15 protein-coding genes are annotated in these 20,211 nt (G+C 71.1%); 10 read left to right on the forward strand and 5 right to left on the reverse strand.

Features of this window, described 5'->3' with window-relative positions; genetic code table 11:
* Window positions 1-80 precede the first annotated feature (80 nt).
* Genes OUY22_RS27430 through eccCa form a run of 3 tightly spaced genes read right to left on the reverse strand, consistent with a single transcriptional unit; the run spans window position 81 to window position 5,541 of the window.
* A complete protein-coding gene (locus OUY22_RS27430) occupies window positions 81-1,247 on the reverse strand; it encodes a transglycosylase SLT domain-containing protein (RefSeq protein WP_270158063.1) in 1,167 nt (388 codons plus the stop codon).
* 11 nt (window positions 1,248-1,258) lie between these two features.
* Window positions 1,259-1,558 carry a hypothetical protein gene (locus OUY22_RS27435; protein ID WP_270158064.1) on the reverse strand — a complete coding sequence of 100 codons (300 nt, stop codon included), beginning with the start codon at window positions 1,556-1,558 and terminating at the stop codon, window positions 1,259-1,261.
* The gene (eccCa, locus tag OUY22_RS27440; RefSeq protein ID WP_270158065.1) at window positions 1,555-5,541 is read right to left on the reverse strand and encodes a type VII secretion protein EccCa; all 3,987 of its coding nucleotides are present in this window, start codon (window positions 5,539-5,541) and stop codon (window positions 1,555-1,557) included. Before eccCa ends, OUY22_RS27435 begins: the two co-directional genes overlap by 4 nt.
* Window positions 5,542-5,787: 246 nt before the next feature.
* Here eccCa and eccD point away from each other — a divergent pair, with 246 nt between their 5' ends.
* From eccD to OUY22_RS27480, 8 genes are all read left to right on the forward strand, one after another.
* Window positions 5,788-7,161 carry a type VII secretion integral membrane protein EccD gene (gene eccD / locus OUY22_RS27445; RefSeq protein WP_270158066.1) on the forward strand — a complete coding sequence of 458 codons (1,374 nt, stop codon included), beginning with the start codon at window positions 5,788-5,790 and terminating at the stop codon, window positions 7,159-7,161.
* A 20-nt stretch (window positions 7,162-7,181) separates the two neighbouring features.
* Window positions 7,182-7,622 carry a YbaB/EbfC family DNA-binding protein gene (locus OUY22_RS27450; protein ID WP_270158077.1) on the forward strand — a complete coding sequence of 147 codons (441 nt, stop codon included), beginning with the start codon at window positions 7,182-7,184 and terminating at the stop codon, window positions 7,620-7,622.
* Window positions 7,623-7,829: 207 nt separating this feature from the next.
* Window positions 7,830-8,174, forward strand: coding sequence for a WXG100 family type VII secretion target (locus OUY22_RS27455; protein ID WP_270158067.1), 345 nt, complete (start codon window positions 7,830-7,832; stop codon window positions 8,172-8,174).
* Between the two features lie 17 nt (window positions 8,175-8,191).
* Window positions 8,192-8,497, forward strand: coding sequence for a WXG100 family type VII secretion target (locus tag OUY22_RS27460; protein WP_270158068.1), 306 nt, complete (start codon window positions 8,192-8,194; stop codon window positions 8,495-8,497).
* A 71-nt stretch (window positions 8,498-8,568) separates the two neighbouring features.
* Entirely contained in the window at window positions 8,569-8,955 is a 387-nt protein-coding gene (locus tag OUY22_RS27465; protein ID WP_270158069.1) for a hypothetical protein, read from the forward strand.
* Window positions 8,955-10,253 (forward strand): hypothetical protein, encoded by a 1,299-nt coding sequence (locus OUY22_RS27470; RefSeq protein ID WP_270158070.1) that lies wholly within the window; start codon window positions 8,955-8,957, stop codon window positions 10,251-10,253. Before OUY22_RS27465 ends, OUY22_RS27470 begins: the two co-directional genes overlap by 1 nt.
* A 4-nt stretch (window positions 10,254-10,257) precedes the next feature.
* Complete coding sequence (locus OUY22_RS27475) at window positions 10,258-11,310, forward strand: hypothetical protein (protein WP_270158071.1); 1,053 nt, start codon at window positions 10,258-10,260, stop codon at window positions 11,308-11,310.
* On the forward strand, window positions 11,307-12,056 hold the full coding sequence (locus OUY22_RS27480) for a WXG100 family type VII secretion target (RefSeq protein WP_270158072.1): 750 nt from the start codon (window positions 11,307-11,309) through the stop codon (window positions 12,054-12,056). Before OUY22_RS27475 ends, OUY22_RS27480 begins: the two co-directional genes overlap by 4 nt.
* 12 nt (window positions 12,057-12,068) lie before the next feature.
* On the opposite strand, the gene eccB is transcribed toward OUY22_RS27480, so the two are convergent.
* The gene (gene eccB, locus OUY22_RS27485; protein WP_270158073.1) at window positions 12,069-13,505 is read right to left on the reverse strand and encodes a type VII secretion protein EccB; all 1,437 of its coding nucleotides are present in this window, start codon (window positions 13,503-13,505) and stop codon (window positions 12,069-12,071) included.
* Window positions 13,506-13,604: 99 nt separating this feature from the next.
* Here eccB and OUY22_RS27490 point away from each other — a divergent pair, with 99 nt between their 5' ends.
* Together OUY22_RS27490 and OUY22_RS27495 are read left to right on the forward strand one after the other, a co-directional pair.
* Window positions 13,605-13,988: a hypothetical protein gene (locus OUY22_RS27490; protein WP_270158074.1), complete on the forward strand. Its 384-nt coding sequence runs from the start codon at window positions 13,605-13,607 to the stop codon at window positions 13,986-13,988.
* 5 nt (window positions 13,989-13,993) lie between these two features.
* Window positions 13,994-15,328: a WXG100 family type VII secretion target gene (locus OUY22_RS27495; RefSeq protein WP_270158075.1), complete on the forward strand. Its 1,335-nt coding sequence runs from the start codon at window positions 13,994-13,996 to the stop codon at window positions 15,326-15,328.
* A 109-nt stretch (window positions 15,329-15,437) separates the two neighbouring features.
* Here the strand turns inward: OUY22_RS27495 and OUY22_RS27500 are convergent, their stop codons facing one another.
* Window positions 15,438-20,069 (reverse strand): FtsK/SpoIIIE domain-containing protein, encoded by a 4,632-nt coding sequence (locus tag OUY22_RS27500; protein ID WP_270158076.1) that lies wholly within the window; start codon window positions 20,067-20,069, stop codon window positions 15,438-15,440.
* Window positions 20,070-20,211: the final 142 nt, after the last annotated feature.

Below are 20,211 nucleotides of genomic sequence, written 5' to 3' on the forward strand. Positions count from 1 at the left end.
GCCTAGCGGTCTGATCGGCGTTGGCCCCCCCCCCCCCCCCCGGGCGCCGCGGGGGGGGGGGGGGGCCCCGCCGGGCCACGTCAGTAGGGCTTGTAGCCGCCTCCGCTCTCCAGCGAGGCGATGCCGGGGTGCTCGGCCAGGCTGCCGTAGCGGCTGTAGGTGTAGAGCACCCCGGCGATGATGTTGTCCACAGGCTCCCGGATCTTGTCGTAGCCGGGCAGGTGGTGCTTGTCGAACGTGGGCGGGATGGTCTGCATCAGCCCCTGGGACGGCACGCCGTCGCGCGCGTTCTGGTCCCAGGTGTTGATGGCGTTCGGGTTGCCGCTGGACTCGTGGTGGATGATCGCCCAGATGCGCTCGATGTCCTTCGGGTCGTTCGGGTCCAGGTCGCTGACGTCCAGTCCGCGCTCTGCCAGCACCGCCGCCATCTCCGGCGACTTGATGACGGACAGCGCCTCCTTGATCCAGTCGACGACCTGTTGTTTCGGCGCCGGGACGTCGCCGTACGAGGACGGCGGGCCTGCGCCGTTGCCCGGGGCGCCGGAGCCGGTCGGGGACGCCCCGCCGGGCGTCTCGCCGCCCGCGCCGGGGGTCTGGCCGCCGGGCGAGGCGGGGGTCTGGCCGCCCGGCTGCGTGGCGGGGGCGTCGTCCAAGGTGGGGCGGAACCCGGCGACCTTGCTCCAGTCGGGCTTCTTGTCACCGGGAGTGAAGTCCGCCCCGCCGGGCTGGCGGATGTTCTGGAAGAAGCCGAAGCCGTCCTCGCCGAGTTGCTCGTCGAGCGCGGTCGCGGCGGTGGACAACGCCTTGTCCGCCTTGTTCGCGGCCGTGGTGGCCCTGCCGACCGGATCGCCGCCGAGCTTGACCCGCACGTGCTCGTCGGCCTGGGCCTGGGTGGCGTCGGGGTTGGCCTTGAGGAACTCGCGGCGGGCGAACGTCGCCATCTCGTACAGTCCCTCGACGGTGCCCTGGGCCGTCCGCAGTTCGCCGGCGGCGGTGTCCAGAGCCGTGGCGCAGGAGAAGAGCGCGCCCCGCAGCTTGCCGCTCGCCCCCGGGTAGGCCCTCATGTAGGTGACGAAGGCGGTGGCGGACTCGCCCTGCCACGCCTTGCCGACCTCGGTCACGCCCGAGTTCAGCCGGTCGGTGGAGGCGGTGACGTGATCGCCGACCGTCCGCAGCCCGTTGGCCAGGTCGCTGATCGCCTGGAGGTCGCCGGTGACCTTCTTCCTCAGCGCGGCCAGTTCCGACACGACGCCCATGTTCAGGGCCTCTCGGCTTCGCGGAAGTTGGCGGCGACATCGCCGAGGGAGCGTTCGACGTTCCCCAGGCGGTTGCGGGCCGCGCCGAGTTCGTCCCGTACCGCCTCCCAGACCTCGTCGACCTTGCGGGAGAGTTTCTTCGCGTTCTCCAGCTCGCCGAAGATGCCGGAGTCGGTGTCGCCCTGCGGCGGTTTCCGGCCCGCGTCGACGAACGCGTCGTCGAGGTCGAGCATGTTCCTGACCCGCAGTGCCTGCCGTCCGCATTCCTCGAGCGCCTGCACGTGCACGTCGATCAAGGTCACCGGGTCTCCTGCCCAAGGTAGGCGGTCTGGATCAACCGCGAGCCGTTTCTGCGGTCCACGTAGAAGCCGCGTCCGACGGGCAGCGCCTGTGGCCGGACGTTGCCGAAGAGCGGGCCTTCGTCCCGGTTGCCGGACATGATCAGCGCCGGGCTGGCCATCTCCTTCATGCGCTGCACGGCCTGGTCGAACATGGCGCGGCTGGCGCCGCCGCTCTGCCGGGCCAGCACCAGGTGCAGGCCGATGTCGCGGGCCTGCGGCAGGAGCTCGGCCAGCGGCTGCAGCGGGTTGGAGGTGGTCGCCACGAGGTCGTAGTCGTCGACCACGATGTACAGGTCCGCGCCCTGCCACCAGCTCCGCGAGCGCAGCTGCTCCGGGGTGAGGTCGGCCGGTGGCAGCCGCTTGAGCAGCGCCGCGCGGGCGTCCTGGATCAGCTCCGTGGCGGCGGTGCTGGAGGCGGCGTAGCCGATGCGGTGGTCGGTCACCGCCGTGTCCAGCAGCGACCGCCGGTAGTCGATCACGATCATCATGGCCTCGTTCGGCGTCTTCCGCGCGACCAGGCCCTCCATGATCAGCTTGAGCACGTTGGACTTTCCGCACTCGTTGTCGCCGAACACGACGAAGTGGGGGTCGGTCTCGAAGTCGAGCGCGACAGGGGACAGCGAGTTCTCGTCGATGCCGATCGCGATCCGGCTCGGTCCCGTCTGCTCCGGGCCCGGCAGGCCGGCCGCGGGCAGCAGCGCGGGCAGCAGCCGCACCGGCGCCGCCGAGGGCCCCTGCCAGGACTGCCGCACGGCCTCGACGAGCGAGCGCATGCCGTCGGAGGCGTCACTCGCGGTCCGCTGCCCGTCGATGCGTGGCAGCGCCGCGAGGAAGTGCATGCCGTCCCTGGTCAGGCCGCGTCCCGGCACGCCGTCCGGCACGGCGAGCGACGCCTTCCTGCTGATCTCCGACTCGTACGCGTCGCCCAGCTTGAACTCGATCCTGGTGCCGAACAGGTCACGGATGCTGGGCCGGAACTCCGACCACTTGTTGGTCGCGGCCACCACGTGGATGCCGTACCCCAGGCCGCGCGCCGCCAGGTCGGTGATCACCGCCTCCAGGCTCTCGAACTCCTGCCGGATCGTCAGCCATCCGTCCACGACCAGGAACACGTCGCCGAAGCCGTCGCCCTGGAGGCTGCCGTCCGCGACCATCCGGCGGTAGGTGGCGATGGAGTCGACGCCGTTCTCGGCGAAGCTCCGCTCGCGCTGGTGCAGGATGCCCGACACTTCGGCCACCGTCCGGCGCACCCGCTCGGCGTCGAGCCTGGTGGCCACGCCGCCCACGTGCGGCAGTCCTTCCAGCGTGGCCAGGCCGCCGCCGCCGAAGTCCAGGCAGTAGAACTGCACCTCGCGCGGCGTGTGGATGAGCGCCAGACTGGAGACGAGCGTGCGCAGCACGGTGCTCTTGCCGCTCTGCGGGCCGCCGGCCACGCCGACGTGCCCGGCCGCCCCGGACAGGTCCAGCCAGTACGGGTCACGCCGCTGCTCGAAGGGCTTGTCGATGATGCCGATGACGGCGTGCAGCGTTCCCCTGCCGCTCCAGCCGGGTGTGGACAGGCCCAGCTCCGGCGTCACCGAGAGCTGCGGCAGCAGGTGCCCCAGCGTGGGCGGCTCGCCGAGCGGGGGCAGCCAGATGCGGTGCGCCGCCGGGCCGTGCCCCTGCAGGCGCCGCACCAGGATGTCGAGCAGGCTGTTCTGCGAGGAGCGTTCGTCCACCTCGGCCGCCGGCGCCTCCTTGGGCTTCTTCGGCATGACGGGGAGCGGCACGTACGCCGAGCCGTACTCGACGATCTGCCGAAGGATGGTGTGGCCCTCGTCGTCGCCCGCGTGGCGGTTGTCCGGCTGGTAGGAGCCGGACACGTACGCGGCCTTGAATCGGGTCATGCCGGTGGTGTCGAACTTGAGGTAGCCGTTGCCCGGCGCGGAGGGCAGCTCGTAGGCGTCGGCCACGCCCAGCACGACCCGGCTCTCCATGGCGGAGAACGTCCGCAGGCCGATCCGGTACGACAGGTGGGTGTCCAGGCCGCGCAGCCGTCCTTCCTCCAGGCGCTGCGAGGCCAGCAGCAGGTGCACGCCGAGCGAGCGGCCCAGACGGCCGATCATGACGAACAGCTCGATGAACTCCGGCTTGGCCGACAGCAGCTCGCTGAACTCGTCCAGCACCACGAACAGCGTCGGCAGGGGCGTCAGCTCCGCGCCCTGCTCCCTGGCCCGCTCGTAGTCGCGCAGCGAGGCGTAGTTGCCGGCCGAGCGGAGCAGCTCCTGGCGGCGCACCATCTCACCGTGCAGCGCGTCGTACATGCGGTCGACCAGCGGGAGCTCGTCCTCCAGGTTGGTGATGACGGCCGAGACGTGCGAGAGCGAGTCCAGTCCCAAGAAGGTCGCGCCGCCCTTGAAGTCGACCAGGACGAAGTTCAGGATCTCGGACGAGTGCGTGACCGCCAGGCCCAGCACCAGCGTGCGCAGCAGCTCGGACTTGCCGGAGCCGGTCGCGCCGATCACCAGCCCGTGCGGCCCCATGCCGCCCTGCGCGGACTCCTTGATGTCCAGCTCGACGACGCGGCCGTCGGCACCGAGCCCGATGGGCACGCGCAGTCTGTTGCGGCCGGCCCGGGGCCGCCAGGCGAGCGACGGGTCGAGCATGGTGGGGTCGCCGATGCCGAGCAGGTCGGTGAGCGTGGTGTTGGCCGACAGCACGTCCTCGGCCTCGCCCACGGCCGACGCCGAGGCGCGCAGCGGCGCGAGCTGCCGGGCCAGGCCCTCGGCCCGCAGGTAGTCGAGCCGGTCGGCATCGCCGAGCCGGGTGCGGTGCTCCTTGCCGGTGTGGTCGATCTTGACCATGTGGAACCCGTCGGGCTGGACGTCCAGCCGCAGCGTGCTCTTCTCCTCAACCTCCGAGGTGCCGCGGGACAGGTCGATGACCGTCACGCCCTGGATGGCGTCGCTGCCGAGCTGCGAGTCCTGCGGCACGTGCCCGCCGTCCACGATGAGCACGTGGTACGGCAGCGCCTCCGCGGCGGCCCCGGGCCGGAAGCGGGCGCGCTCCTTGAGCTCGCCGCCGACCAGCCGGTCCAGTTCGGCCAGGTTCTCGGTCATCAGCCGCACCTGACCGGCCGCGTCGGCCTCCTCCGGGTGCAGCGCGTGCGGCAGCCACTTGACCCACTCCCAGTGCGGCATCGTCTCCGGCCCGGCGCACACCATGATCCGCATGTCGTCGGGCGAGTGGAACACGGTGAGCTGCGCGATCATGGATCGGATCAGGTCGCGCGCGGTGGTGGGGTCGCCGGTGACCCGGATCCTGGCGAACGAGCCGAGCGCCACGGCGACCGGCAGCCCGGCCACCGTCGAGTGCGCCCTGATGAACCTGCGCAGCGCGCCGGCCGCCAGCGCGTCCAGGTCCTCGACCGGCTTGGAGTCCGGCGGGATGAGCTGGATGGCGAGCTTCTGGACGCCGGTGCCGAGCCGTACGGTGGCGAAGTCCTCGTCGCGTGAGCGCCGTTCCCACAGCCGGGGGCCGAGGGCGATCCACCAGAGGGCTTCGGGCTCGGGGCCGCTCCATTCCAGGGCCGCGCGCTGCTGCTTGGCCGCGCGCCGGGTCCGTTTGCGCACCTGGCCCAGGTAGCGGAAGTAATCGCGGCGGGCGCCGTTGAGCCGGTACTTGCGTTCGCCGATCTGGCGGGCGATCTGGCCCGCCGTCATGCCGAGCATGGACAGCGCGAACAGGCCGCTGGCCACGTACATGATCGGGTTGGCGTTGCCGAACGCGGTGAACATCAGGGCCATCGCGGCCGCGCCCGCCAGCATGGGCAGGTACGTCAGGACCATGGCGAAGCCCTGCGGCTGCACCTCCGGGATTTCGGGAGGTGATTCGAGTAACACCTCCCCGCGCGGAGGCTGGGGACCTGGGCGCCTCTCGGGGCGGCGCACGACGACGATGCTCATCGTGACGTTCTTACCAGATGCGACCCGATATGTTCTCTGTTGTCCGTGACCATTGGTGGGGACGGAGAGTTGGAAATGGGACAAATTGTTCAGGGACCTCCGCCCGGATCGCCGACCCCGATCCCCGGAGTTCCGGTCGGCCAGCCCCCGCATTACGGTCCACCCCAGGGATTCCACGGGCCGGCCGGGTTCCCCGGCCCCCCCGGGCCGCCGCGGGGACCGATCCAGCAGGGCGCCCTGGCGCAGGTGCCGGTGCCCCTGCCGGCCCAGTGCCACCTGACGATCGTGGGCCCCCGCCGCAAGGCGGATCTCTCGCTGCCCGCCGACATTCCGCTGCCGAACGTGATGCCCAGCCTGCTGCGCGCCCTGGGCGAGGTGAACGGCGAGGCCGCCGCGGCGCCCGGCTGGACGCTGCAACGGCTCGGCGGCGCGCCGCTCGACCTCGGGCAGAGCCTCGGATCGCTGGGGGTGCTCGACGGGGAGATCCTCTACCTCCGGCCGCGTACGGCCACCCTGCCGCCCGCCCTGTACGACGACGTGGCCGACGTGGTGGCCTCCGGGGTGCGCGGCAGAGGCACCTGGACGCCCGCGCACACCAGGATCGTCGGCGCCGGCGGCGCGCTGGGACTGCTCGTGCTGGGCGCCACCGGCCTGGCGCTGTCCGGCATGCCCGCGCTGACCGTCACCATCGTGGCCGGGGTGCTGGCGCTGCTGCTGATCGTCACGGCCACCCTGCTGTCCCGGGCGGTCGGCGACTCCATGGCCGGCGCCCTGATCGGGTACGCGTGCCTGCCGTACGCGTTCGTGGCGGGCCTGTTCGCCCCCGGGAACTCTCTGGGCCTGGGTTCCCCGCACCTTCTCGCGGCGCTGGCCTGCACGGCCATGGCGGCCGCCGTGGCCGGTGCGCTGATCTCCGACGGCGTGCCCGGGTTCCTCGGCATCGCCGGGGTCGCCACCGTGGGCGGGATCTGCTCGGCGATCATCATGGTGTGGTCGCCGCCGCCGGCGGGAGTGGCGGGGATGGCCATGGCCCTGCTGCTGGCGCTCAGCCCGCTGGTGCCCACCTTGTCGTTCCGGATGGCCAAGGTGCCGCTGCCGGCCCTGCCGACCACCGCCGAGGAGCTCCGCAGTGACAACCAGCGGCTGGACGCCGAGGCCATCCAGGAGCGCACGAAGGCGGCCCAGGGCTACGTCACCGGCCTGATCGTCATGATCGCGCTCTCGGCGCTGGTCACCCTGGTGCTGCTGGTGCTCCACGACGGCTGGGTGGCGGACGTCATGACGGTGTCCCTGTCGCTCACGCTCATCATGCGGGCCCGGGTGTTCCTCGGGCTGGGCCAGCGCCTGTGGCTGATCGGCGTGGGCCTGTCAGGACTGGCCATGCTGGCGATGTCGATGGTGGGCCAGGGCGGGATCGTCGGCTCGGTCTCCGTGGCCATCGGGATCCTGTGGCTGGCGCTGATGAGCGTGGGCATCGGGCTCTGGCTGGCCACGGGGAAGCCGTCGCCGTTCTGGGGGCGCGCGGCCGACATCCTCGACATGGCGCTGATCGTCCAGCTCTTTCCGCTCGCGCTGGGCGTCCTGGACGTCTACACGTGGGTGCGCGGTCTGTCCGGCTGATCCGTACGGGAGGTTGAGTGATGCAGGGGTTCGGCGACTTCGCCAACATCGACGTCGAAAAGCTGATCAAGGGCATGGATCAGCAGCTCGCCGGGCTGGAGCGGTTCCAGCGGAGCGTCGGCGACTGCGTGGGCAAGGCCGAGGACGAGGACGGCTTCGTCTCGGTGGTGTACGACACGTCCGGTGTGCGCGATCTCACGCTTCATCCCAAGGCCATGCGGATGGGCTCGGGCGAGCTCGCCGACCTGATCAAGACCGTGCTGGCCGAGGCCACGGCAGACTTCCAGCGGAACTTCGCCGAACTGGCCGGGGAGGTGTTCGGGGAGGAGGACAACCCCATGAAGATGGGTGATCCCGAGGCGCTGTCCGCCCAGCTCAAGGAAGTGGAGGCGGTCCACGACCGGGCGTTCACCGACGTCATGGGCGAACTCGACCGCATCCGCCGCCGGTTGGACCTCTGACGCGCCCTTCCTGGCGTGCCCGAGCCTCTCACCTGGACGTTCACCGAAAAGTCGCCACAGCGCGGCCGATCCGTGATCTGGCGTTTCTGGGAATGTTGGGGTTGATGTTGATTAACATGCCATTTGATGTTGATCGCGGGGATAGTCAGGTTCCTTCCTGACTGAGCATCCCCGTGACAGACCAGGCCATCTCGACTTGGAGGTCCAGTGGCACTGTACGGGGCGAGTCCCGCACAACTTCAGACCGCGGCAGGGCACTGCGAGAAGACCGCGCAGCAGATCGAAGTCATGCGGCAGCGGGTCGAGCAGATCAAGGGTGATCTCACCACGCAGGGCTGGAAGGGCGGCGCCGCGCAGCGGTTCGCTCAGGCGCTGACCGCGTGGGACGGCGAGTTCAAGCAGGTCATCAAGATCCTTGAGGACATCTACGACAGGCTCAACATGGGTGCCGGCGTCTACCGCAACGCCGCCGAGCAGAACATGGACATCGCCGGCAACTTCACCGGCGGCGGTCAGGGCGGCCGTATCGACTCCCTCATCAACACGCGCTGAGCAGGACGGACAACGCCATGGGCATGCCTGACGACTACACCTATGTTCGGTTCGCCTCGATGGAGGACGCCTACCTCCAGCTTCAGAAGATCATCACCGATCTCGACAAAGCGACCGACACCCTCTACCAGGACATCAAGCGCGAGCTCGGCGCCAGCTGGGAAGGCCAGGCCGAGCAGTTCTTCGACACCAAGCGCGCCCAGTGGAACGAGCGCGAGAAGGAAATGGGCAGGCAGCTCTTCGAAGCCGCCCAGGCGGTCAACATCGCCAAGGGCAACTACGAGAGCGCCGAGAAGCGCAACATCAGCATCTGGTCGGACTAGTCCGGTTCGTACTCCTCTCGGTCATCGCCCAGAAGCGGTGGCCGAGAGTTCTGCTGTCATAAAGGTGAGTAATGGCACAAAACGGTAACGACGGCGGCGGCGGCACGCACCTGCGGCCGGACCCCGGCCTGTTCGACGAGCGGTACAACTCGCCGGCCGCCCTGCGGACGATCGCCACGGAACTGCGCACCAGCCTCGACGCCATGCTCGGTAAGGGCGGGCGCCCCAACGGGAACATCGACCAGATCTCGACGGGCAACGGACTCTCCGTGGCCGACATCGGCCAGTGGGACGACGCCCGCTCCCTGGCCTCGACCATCGGTTCGAGCAACGCCGGCGCGAAGTTCGCCGAGGTGTACCAGAAGTTCATCGAGGCATACGAGAGCGTGGTCGAGGCCGTCGAAACCAGCGCGGACAACCACGACCGGGCACGCCGGGCGAATGAGGGTGGATCCTGATGACCGAGGTCGTCCAGATCAAGTCCGGTGACCGTCCGTCCGGCCAGGCGCCACCGGCGAGCACGAAGAGGGCGCAGGTCAAGGGGCTTCTCGAGAACACGAACCCCTTCCTCATCGACGGCACCGGCCAGACGTACCGGGACGCCGCCACCAAGATCAAGGCAGCCGTCAGCGCCCTGGAGGAACACGCCGGCCGGATCCTCGACATCTGGAAGGGGCCGGACGCCAGCAAGGCACGGCACGCGCTGGAGATGCTGCACAGCTCCGGCCAGTACCTGTCGGAGAAGCTGACCGAGATGGGCGGCGCCCTGGCGACGTACGCCGGCGATCTCCAGGAGGCCCAGACCAAGGTCGACCAGGCGAAGATCCCTGCCGACACGGCCGACAACGTCTACGAGAGAATGCAGGACGCGCACGCCCGCAGGACGCTGCACGAGCTCAACCAGGCGATCGTCAAGGTCTACGACTCCAAGATCCCGGACGAGCTCGTCTTCGACCTGCCGAAGGTCACCCTCCCCGGCAGCACCGCCGAAACCCAGAACGTGACCTACCCCACGGGGTCCGGAACCCAGGGCCCGACCTTCGGCAACGGCCTCACCGACGCCGGCGTCCCCATAGGCCCGGGCTCCAATCCGGATGGCTCCAACCCGGACAGCTCCAACCCGGATGGTTCCAACCCGGACGGCTCCAACCCGGATGGTTCGAACCCGGATGGTTCGAACCCGGACGGCTCGACACCGGGCGGCTCCAACCCGGACGGTTCCACCCCCGGATCGGGCCCCGGCATGTCGGACCCGGCCAACCCGGACGGCTCGTCGCAGGATCCGTCCAGGAACCCCGACGGCACCGTGCCGCCGGTCATCGGCGCCGACGAGACGACCACCACGGACAGCTCGCGGACGACGGACCCGCGCCTGACGGACCTGGCGACCACCGCGCCGACCATGACCACTCCGTTCACGCCCACCACGACCACCCCGTTCACGCCCACCACGACGTTCTCGCCGTCGCCGTTCACCCCCACCACCGCGGTGAACCCGCCCGGCACCCTCACTCCCATGGGCACCCCCCCCGGCTCGGTGATCGGCGCACCCGGAGTCCTCGGCACCACGCCGGCGAGCGGCATCGGCGCACGCGGTCTCGGCGGGGCAGCGGGCGGTCTGCCGATGATGCCGTTCATGGGCGGTGGCGGCGGCGGCGCCGGAGAGAGCGGCGGCATCGAACGGACCACGTTCCTGTCCGAGGACCCCAACTCCTGGACGTCCAGCCATGACACAACGGATCCCGTGATCGGATGAACTGATGGGCACTCCCGGGTCGGACCCTTTCCCCAACCTCGGCGGCCTCGGCGGCAAGCCGTCGTCCGGCATCTCCTTCACCAAGGGCGAACTCAAGTCGGCCGGCAACACGATCGACGGCCAGGTGGCCTCTCTCAACGGCCTTCACCAGAAGAGCGGGGATCTGAGGGTGCCCTGGCCCCACTTCGGGGTGCTCGGCTGGGGTGTGCACAGCGCGCATGAGTCGGCGATCGAGTCGCAGGCTCAAGCGCTGCAGCGGGCCAGGGAGGCGTTGGCGAGCTGGAAACCGGCACTCCACGCGGCCGACGACAACTACCGCAAGGCCGACGACAGCACCAACCCGAACCTGCCACTGGGGTCGAGCCAGATGCCCCAGCTTCCCACGATGCCCGCAGCGGACCTGCCCAAGAACCAGGCTCCCAAGCTGGCGGACATGGAAGTGCCGCAGACCCCCCCGCTGCCGCAGGTGGATGTACCCAATGGCGGTAACCCGCCCGGCACGGACCTCCCGGGCACCCCGCCGGGAACGGACGTGCCCGGCGGGCCCGGCACCGACCCCTCCACAGGTCAGCCGAACGCGAATCTGCCCAACAACGGACTGCCGGATCCGAACCTGGCCGGCAAGGATCCGGCGGACATGCGGGTTCCCGATCTTGACTCGGCGCTGAACAATCCGAACAAGACCGACCTGTCGTCTTATCAGCCGCCTGCCACCCCGCAGGTGCCGTCCATCGACCCGAACCTCGCCAACCGCCTCAACCCGAACTCCCTCGGCATGAGCCCGGGCACCGGACTCACTCCCGGCACCACCGGGATCGCCCCCGGCGTCTCCGGGCTGAGCCCCGGTGGGATCGGCGCGAACGGGCTCACTCCCGGCGCGGCGGGGGCGCGCCTCGCGGGCGCTCCCGGCATGCCGATGATGCCCATGGGAGGCGCGGGCGCGGGCGGCAAAGAGGAGCGCGACCGTGACCAGACCGTCGGGCTGTCCGAGGACGAGGGCGTCTGGGGAGACGACGAGGACCTCGCGCCTCAGGTGATCGGTCAGGAGGACCTGTGAGCATCTACAAGGAGACGTACATGGGCGCGGCCATCATGGCCACGCTCGCAGCCCCCATGATCATGCGCCCGTGGGCGTTCTATGTCGCCGCCGCGCTCGGCACCATGATCTCCGATCCCGAAGGGATGATGGAGTCGGCCAAGGAATGGAAGGTGAACGACCTCGTCCAACTGGACGGGGAGATCGAGACTCTGAAGACCACGCTCAAGGACAAGGGGACCTGGGAGGGCGAGGCGTTCGAGGCCTTCGACAAGGTCCACACCAGCTTCAAGGAGTCGCTCAAGAACCTCAACGAGAGCAGGAACGCCACTGGCGAAGCCGTCGACTCGACGGCCGGCTTCTACAAGGTCGGGGCCTTCGTGTGCTCGGCCATCGCCGTCGGCATGATGGCGTACGGGATCTGGAAGATGGTCGCGAGGAGCAATCCGGCCACGGCCGTGGCCGCGGAAGCGACGGACGCCGCCGTCGGCACACCCGTGACCAACACCGTGAAGTCCATGCTCAAGAAGCACGGCATCGCTGTCGCCAGCCTCGCCGGGCTGCTGGGCATGGTCAAGATGCAGACCGAGAGCGCCGGCAAGGTCTTCCCCACACTCAAGGCCATCCCCACCGAGATGTCCCTGATGCAGAGCGGCGGTTCGAAGCCGTTCATGAACGACGGCATGACCTATGACGACAACGTCGGCACCCTCCTGCCCAAGATGGACGAGTCGCTCACCCGGCCGGGCGGAGGTCTTCCGCTCTGACAGCCGGGGCGATCACTGACTGGTCTGCCCCGGTGTGACGGACTGCACGTCCTGGACCGGGACCCGCGCCGCCGCCGGGTCAAGGAGGGGCCCGTCCGGGATCAGCCGCAGCAGGTGGGCGGGCACCGGTGCGACGTCCGCGGCGTCGTACCCGAGTTTGCCCACCAGATCCCCCGAGATCAGCCGGAACCGCTTGCCCTGGTCGGTGATGAGCGAGTACTGGTTCACCGCCGACAACTGCCCGTCGCCCGGCAGGGTCCCGGCCAGCACCGCGCTGCCCGGCGGCAGCAGCACCTGGTCGACCTTGTCCACGCCGGCGCTCGTCCCCGGGGTCGGGATGCCGATCCGGCTGCCCGTGGTCAGCACGGCCTTGGCCGAGCCCTTCGCGGTGTCCTGATAGACCGCGCAGAGCGGCGCCGACATGCCCGGGGTGCGGAACTGCGGCATCGTGGCCGGGAGTCCGCTGTCGAGCAGGCGCTGCCTGGCCGCCCTGGCCGCGTTGGCGGTCGCCGCGTCGATCACGGTCTCGCGGACGGGCAGCCTGCCGTAGGCCCGCTTGCTCACGGGGTCCAGCAGGATGAGCCGCGCCTGCGTCTGGTCGATCGGCGCGAGCCCGTCGGCGAGCAGCACGTACCACCGCTCACTCGCGCCCGCCACGGACTCCACCTTGTACACCCGCCCCACCCGGGACGCCCGCCCGTCCGGCCCGCGGACCGACTTGCCCCGCTGGCCGATCGCGGGCGGGACGAAGTCGACGCCCGCCGGGATGGCGTTGATCCACGACGCCGGGACCCGGCGCGGCGTCTGGTCGGTGAGCCGGCTCACGTTGGGCGCCCGCATGCGGTGGTTGGCCCAGAGCACCCAGTCCTGCCGCCCGTCGTTGACGACCAGGGCGTCGTCGCCCACGGGGGTCCCGCCCAGTTCGGTCCCCGCCACCAGCGTCACGTACGGCTTGCGCACCCCCGCGGCGTCCTTGCCCTCCACCACGCACGCCGACCAGGGGCCTTTCACCAGCCGCTCCCGGGCGGGCAGCGAGTCGGGAGCGCCCTGGATGCCCACCTTCTGCCCGCGGGCGAAGCCGGCCAGCGACTCGGCGGACACCGTTCTGACCTTGATGTCCTGGTCGTCCAGGAGCAGGCGGGCGGACACGTAGTTGGCCACCGGCTGCAGCTTGCCGGTCTGCTGGTTGTAGACGTAGGAGGCGCCGGTCTCCTCCTCGATCAGCAACTGCCCGGCGTCGGTCAGCTTGGTGGCGTTCCCCGGGTTGAGCAGCCCCCAGATGCCGAACGCGGCGATGATCAGAACTCCCACCAGGATCCCGGCGAACGTCGCGACGTTCTGGCGGCGCATCGGCGACTCGGGGAGATCCGGCTCCCCTTGCAGCAGTGCCAGACCCAGCCGCTGGGTCATGAGGCGATGCGCCTGATAGAGATCCTTCTGGGTCTGCATAGCGCCACATGTTACGCAAGTTGACACTGCGTCTTCTGTACGAGAAAGGAACGGTTCGAGTAAGGTGCTTGATCAAGTGGCCGGACTGGGGGAGGTCTTGTGGCAGCACCGGAAAAACCCGCGGCCTGGCCCGGGTTGCAGGCCGAGCGGGACGGCGTCGGGTACGACGCCAAGAAGATCGCGAACATCGCCAGGGAACTGCGCGACGCGATGAAGCCGATCAACGGGAGCGGCTACGGCGAGAACCAGGGCTCGATCCACGATCTGCAGACCTACGGCTCGCTCAAGGACGTACGCGACCACTTGGCGAGCATCCGTGACTTCCAGGCCGGCGAGACCTTCCAAGCCACTCTGGCCAAGGCCCACCAGGAGTTCCTCAACGCCTACGGGGACGTCCTGGAGAACTTCGACATCGCCATCGCCCTCGTGGAGGCGGGAGCCGGCACCTACCAAGCCACGGACGTGGCCAACCAAGGGGGCTGACCGGCATGGGCGAGACCAGGAGGGAAACCCACCAGCTCAAAGTCGGCGGTGGATGGGACGCCCGAACCGGCGGCCGCAACGTCGAAGAGGTCGTCAACTTCATCAAGGGCTTCAACGTCGGCAGCATCACCGGCGCGGCCGACGCCTACAAGAACGCCCACGCGGCGGTCGAGAAGGCCAGAGAAGAGATCAAGACGCAGGCGTACAAGCTCGCCGAGGTGTGGGAGGGCAAGGCCTCGGTCGAGGCCCAGCGAGGGCTGTACCAGCTCTACCAGACGATGGGAGAACTGGCCGCCAAGCTGAAGGCGATGCACACGCCGCTCGACAGCCTCGCAAGTACGGTCCGCGAGCACCAGGCGTTCATGGAGGACCATAGCAAGGGCATCCTGAACACCTGGACGAACAGGGGAGCAACCGGAGCCACCTGGGACGACAGCATCCCCGACATCTACAGCGCCTACGCGGGCTACTACAGCGGCGACGGCAAGGTCCTGAACGAGGCCAAGACCGACTTCGGCTCCCCGGACGAACTCGCCGGCCTTCACCTTCGGACCTTCGGCAACGATCTGGCCCACGTCTACAACGCCATGCCGGAGAAGGTGGACACCAGCCTGCGCGACCTCACAGCCCCGAAGCCCAACGTGGAAGCACCGCCACGGATCACCTACCCGCCAGGCGGCCAGCCGACGGGGACCTCTCCGGGAAACGGCCCGTACGGCGGTCCCAGCTACCCGTCGAACCCGACCGTCGTCCCGTACAACCCGGACACGCCCGGCCTGAACGATCCCGGCCTCATCAACCCGATCGACACGAACCCGAACGGGCCCAACCCGCCCGTCGGCACCACCCCCGGCACGGGCACCACACCGCCGATCGACGGCGAGGGCCTCAACCGGAACCCGGCGACGGACATCCCCGACCCCAACACCCACCTGGCCGACTACAAACCGACCACCACCGGCCAAACGCCCCCGAGTACGACGAACCCGCTGTCCACCACGACCGGCACCCTTCCCACGACCGGCTCCACGCCCACGACCGGCTACGGCCCCACGACCGCCGGCTACAACGCGACGACCGGCAACAGCCCCAGGGCGTCGACGGGGCTCACCCCCGGCGCGTACGGCGGCGGCGGTCGCGGCGTCTCCGGCCTGCCCCAGACCACCACCCTCAGCACCCGCGCCGGCACCGGCACCGGCATGCCCTTCATGCCGATGGGCGGCATGGGCGGCGCCGGCGGCGGCGGTGAGAACCAGGAGCGCGAGTCCACGACCTGGCTGCACGAGGACGACGACCTGTGGGGCGACGACACCGGCTCGGTGAACAGCAGGATCGGCTGACCTGACCGACCGGCGCCGATCTGACTCGACCTCGCCCGGGTTGGACCCGGACGGCCCGGCCCGGCCTGACCGGCGCGGCAGGCGGCGCCCGTCCATCCCCCGGCGGGTGTCAGGGATCGCCGGGGAGAGCGGCCTGGACGGGTGTCACCGTTCCGGCCGTCACCAGGAACCCCCGTCCGGGCGGCCCGCCGACCGTGCCGCGGGGCAACCGGATGGTGAACAGATCGCCGTCCGCCTGACTCTGCACCGACAGCAGCAACCCGGTACGGGACTTGCGGGTCTCGGCGGCGAACCCGCGGTAGGCGACGGCCAGGTCACCGGTCGTACCGGCGATGAGCAGCCCGTGGTCGCCGTCCCTCCCCGACCTGAGCACCTCCTCCAGCGCCGTGCCCATGGGGGAGTCGGGATTGACCAGCTCCGCGTCGTCCACCAGCACCACGAACCGGCTCAGGTCGGCGACCAACTCGGCGAGGCCGGGCGCGTCGCCGTCGAGCACCGCCAGCGCCCCGTCCAGATCCCGCAGCGGGCTGCGCCGCGGCGTCACGGCGATCACCGGGGTGCCGCGTGCGATCAGCGACCGGGCCGCCGTGAGCAGGGCGGACGATCGGCCGGAGCGCGACGGGCCCGCGATCACCGCGCCGGGACCGTACCCCAGCAGGTCGAGCCCGAGCGGTGAGAGGGCGTCACCGCCCGCCCCGACGAGCGCCCAGAGCGGCGACGGCGGCGTGAACGCCGGATCGAGATCCAGCGCCTGGGCGGCGGTGATGCGCATGGGCAGGGCGTCCACCCGCAACGGCGGCTCGCCCTCCCACAGCCAGACCCGGCTCAACGGCTCTCCCGCCCCCACCCTCCGACGCCCGCCCACGCCTTCCCCGCCCAGGCCCGTCGCCTCGCCGGAGGCGTAGCGGGCGCGGGAGAGGGCCTGGAGCGCGGCCACCTGCGCCGGCCCCGACGGGTCGGGGCTGAGCAGGGCGATCTGATGCTCGACGATGCCGTGCTCGCCCATGGACAGCGCGCGGCCCGGCGGCATGGACGCGGGCAGCCCCTTGACCGGAAAGCCCGCGAGGCCGTAGTCGGACGGATCGGTGAGACGCAGCAGCAGGCGGTCGTCGAACACTGTCGACACCTGGCCGAGCAGCCCCGAGCGGTCGCTGGTCACCACCGCCCGGAAGCCGACCGCCGGACCCTCGCGCATCAGCTGGAGCAGGGACTCCAGCAGGCGGCCGTAGTCGTAGCCCTCGAACGCGGCGACGAACCCCTCCCAGCGGTCGAGCATGAACACCAGCCAGGGGAGGCGGTGACCGGCTTGGCGGTACTCGGCGAGGGACGAGTGTCCGGCCTCGGCCAGGAGTTGCTGACGGCGGGCGATCTCGTCACGGAGCCGGGCCAGCAGGCGTTCGACCCGATCGAGCTGGTCACGGGTGACGACGGCGCCGCAGTGCGGCATCGCGATCAACGGCAGCAGGGCGCCGGAGCCGCAGTCGACGGCGTGCAGGTGCACGTCCGACGGAAGGGTGTGGGCGGCGATCGAGCCGGCGATGGTGCGCAGGACGGTGGACCGGCCGCTGCGCGCCGAGCCGGCGATGAGCAGATGACCGCCGTGGGGCAGGTCGAGCGCGAGAGCCCGGCGGTCCTGCGCCCACGGCCGGTCGGTGAGCCCGAACGGCAGCGCGATCGTCTCGCCGGACTCGTCGGCCGCCCCCGAACCCGGGACGTCGGGTTCGACCACGGTGATCGACGACCGCTCGGCCCCGGACGCCGCGAGGCCGGGGAGCCCGAGGACCGCGTGACCGGGCAGCGGCTCCAGCCAGGGGCGGGGTTGCGCAGGGACGCCCGCGACGCGGGCGGCCTCGATGAGGGCGTCGGCGAGGATCGACAGGTCGGTGACCGAGGACTCGTCGGCGCTCTGCGGCGGGGCGGGCAGCGGCCTGCCGAGACCCGCCCACCCCACCTCGACCACGCGCACGTTCGCCCGCGGACGCGCGGGCTCCCAAGGCGGCCCGGTCAGACCCGGATGGTCGCCTCGCGCGGGTTCCCCTGCGGGGCCGGTGAGTCCGGGACGGTGGCCATGGGAAGGGCTCTGGGAGGGGTCGGTGAGGGGCGGGACGTGGGGCGAGGGCCGGTGGAGGGGCAGAGGCGCGCGGCCGCCCACCCTGGCGGTCTGCACCGCCGTCGGGCGGCCCGCGCCCGATCGCACGTAGCAGCGTCCGGGGGTGGACTTGGAGATGTGCGCGGCGTCCGGGGTGTCGATGACGTCGGCCGACTCGGCCGGCTCGGTGACCCGCAGCGCGATCCGCAGCGACGTGTTGGCCTGGATGTCGGCCGTCACCACGCCCGCCGGCCGCTGGGTGGCGAGGATCAGGTGGATGCCCAGGGAACGGCCGCGCCGGGCGATGTCGACCAGGCCCGCGACGAAGTCGGGCAGCTCCGCCACCAGCGCCGCGAACTCGTCGATGATGAGCACCAGCCGGGGCAGCGCCACCGGGCCCGCGTAGTCGTCGAGGTCCTTGGCGCCCGCCGCGAGCAGCAGGCGCTCGCGGCGGCGGATCTCGGCGGCCAGCGAGTCGAGGGCGCGCTGCGTCAGGTGGCCGTCGAGGTCGCTCACCATGCCGACCGTGTGGGGCAGGCGGGTGCACTCCTTGAAGGCGGCGCCGCCCTTGTAGTCGATCAGCACGAACGTGAGCTGATCGGGCCGGTTGGCGACGGCCAGCGCGCAGATGAGCGTCTGCAGCAGCTCCGACTTGCCCGCGCCGGTGGTGCCGGCGATCAGCGCGTGCGGGCCGTCGACCCGCAGGTCGACCGCGAACGGGCCGTCGGAGTCCATGCCGATCACCGCTTCGGTGGAGCCCCGGTCGTGCCACCTGGCGGCCAGCTCCGCGCCCGTGGCGGTGCGCAGGCCCAGCAGGTCGAGCAGGCGTACGGCGTCGGGCAGGTCGCCGTCGGTGTCCTGCCTGCTGACGTCCCGGATCGGGGCGAGCGCCCTGGCCAGCCGGTCGCACCAGGACGGCGACACCTGGTCGGTCAGGACGGCGCCGATGACGTCGAGACCGGCGCCGCGCAGCACCACCTGGCCGTCGGGGCCGCACGCCGCGACCGTGGCGCACTCCTCCGGCAGCAACCGCTGGTCGTCGTCCACGGCGATCGTGTAGACGCCGGCCCGCGGCCCCTGCCGCAGCACCTGCGGCATCCCCGGCAGTCCCCGCAGGGCCTGGGCCCCGTCGACGACGAGCAGCACGTCGTACGGACGCGTGTCGAACGCGGCGAAAGCCGGAGGCTCCGGCCCGCCGAGGTCGTCCCAACCTGTCGGGATCTTGCCGAGCTCGGGGATCGCGGTGTTCTGGCGCTCATCGATGAGCGCGGCCAGCTCGCCGACCCGCCGGGCGGCCGACTCCGGATCGGCGCCGATCAGCGCGACGCACTCCTCGCCGCCGCGCGGGGCGCAGTGGGGCAGCCAGCGGGCCCAGCCCCAGCGGCGCTCGCCGTCGGGATGCGCGGAGAGGATCACGATGGTCAGGTCACGCGGGCTGTGGAGGGTCGCCGCCTGGCCGACCAGCCACCCGGCCAGGCCGGTGGCGTCGTCGCGGGGGCCGGTGACGCCCGCGACGCCGAGCCTGCGCATCGGCAGGCAGACCGGCACCGCCCGGGACACGGGCGGATCGATCGAGCCGCCCTGCTCCTCGCTCAGCTCCAGGTTGGCGGGCAGGTCGGCGAGCCCGATCCGCAGCCGGAGCGCGTCGTCGTCGTGGATCCTGCGCTCCCACAGCCGCCTGCGCGGGCCGATGGCGGTCAGCAGCACCTGGGCCGGGTCGGGCGAGTCGGACCGGCGCCGCCGCTCGTCCTCGGCCCTGGCGGCCTCCACCTCCTCGTCGTAGGCGGCCAGCAGGGCGCGGTATTCCTTCATCGCCTTGCGATGCTGTTTCTTGCCGTGGCGGCGGTCGCTCCACCACTGGCCGATCATGATGACCGGCGTCATCAGCGCGAACAGCAGGAAGTACCACTGGTTCAGCACGTACGCGAGCGTCACGCCGATGACGGCGGGCAGGAACGCGGCGAGCAGCTGCAGCCGCATCCCCTCGGCGCGGACGGGCTCCTTGGGCTTCTTGAACGTGCGCCTGCCGTCAGGGCGGCGCAGCCGCGGCGGCCGGTTGTAGGCGACGCCGCCCTCCAGCCGGGGGGTCAGGTGGGCGTCGCGTGGCTCGACAGCCGTCAGCGTGAACAGCGACGAGCCGCAGGCGAGCAGCGTGTCCTCCGGCCATTCGACGGCCTCGCCCAGCGGCCGGGAGCCCAGCTCGGGCGGCGGCCTGCGGGCCTCGGCGGCGAACGCGGCGGCCTCCCGCTCCGCCACCCGGGCGGAGAGCTCGGCGACCTCGTCGGCCCAGCGGCCCTTGAGCTTGATCCGCGCCTGTTCGGGAGCCATGCGCAGGGCGCGCTCCACGGTGATGGAGTCGGGGGTCACGCGGACGATCACCGCCTCGGGGGCGAGGGCGGGATCGGCCACCGCGATGGCGCACAGAGGGTCGGCGCCGATGACGTGGGCGCCCAGACCGAGCCGGTGCACCGCGCCGGCGGCGGGGCCGCCGACCACCCGGATCTCGGCGATCCCGGCGGGCTCCTCGACGATCGTCGCCCGGGCCAGCCGCGCGTCGAGGGCGACCTTGTCGCCGTCGTGCAGCACGGCCTTGGCGAGGGCACGCGGGTCGAGCGGCCGCCCGTTCCGCCAGAGCACGGCGCCCTCCCGCACGGAACCAGTGGAACCGGGCCCGGGTGAACCGGACGCGGGCCAGTCGGCAGAGGGCGAACCGGGCGCGGGCCGGCCGGACGCGGGCGAACTGGACACGGGCCAGCCGGACGGTGGCGAACCGGACGCCGGCCAGCCGGTCGGG

This window comes from Nonomuraea corallina (genome assembly GCF_027620315.1).
GTDB classification, from domain to species: domain Bacteria; phylum Actinomycetota; class Actinomycetes; order Streptosporangiales; family Streptosporangiaceae; genus Nonomuraea; species Nonomuraea corallina.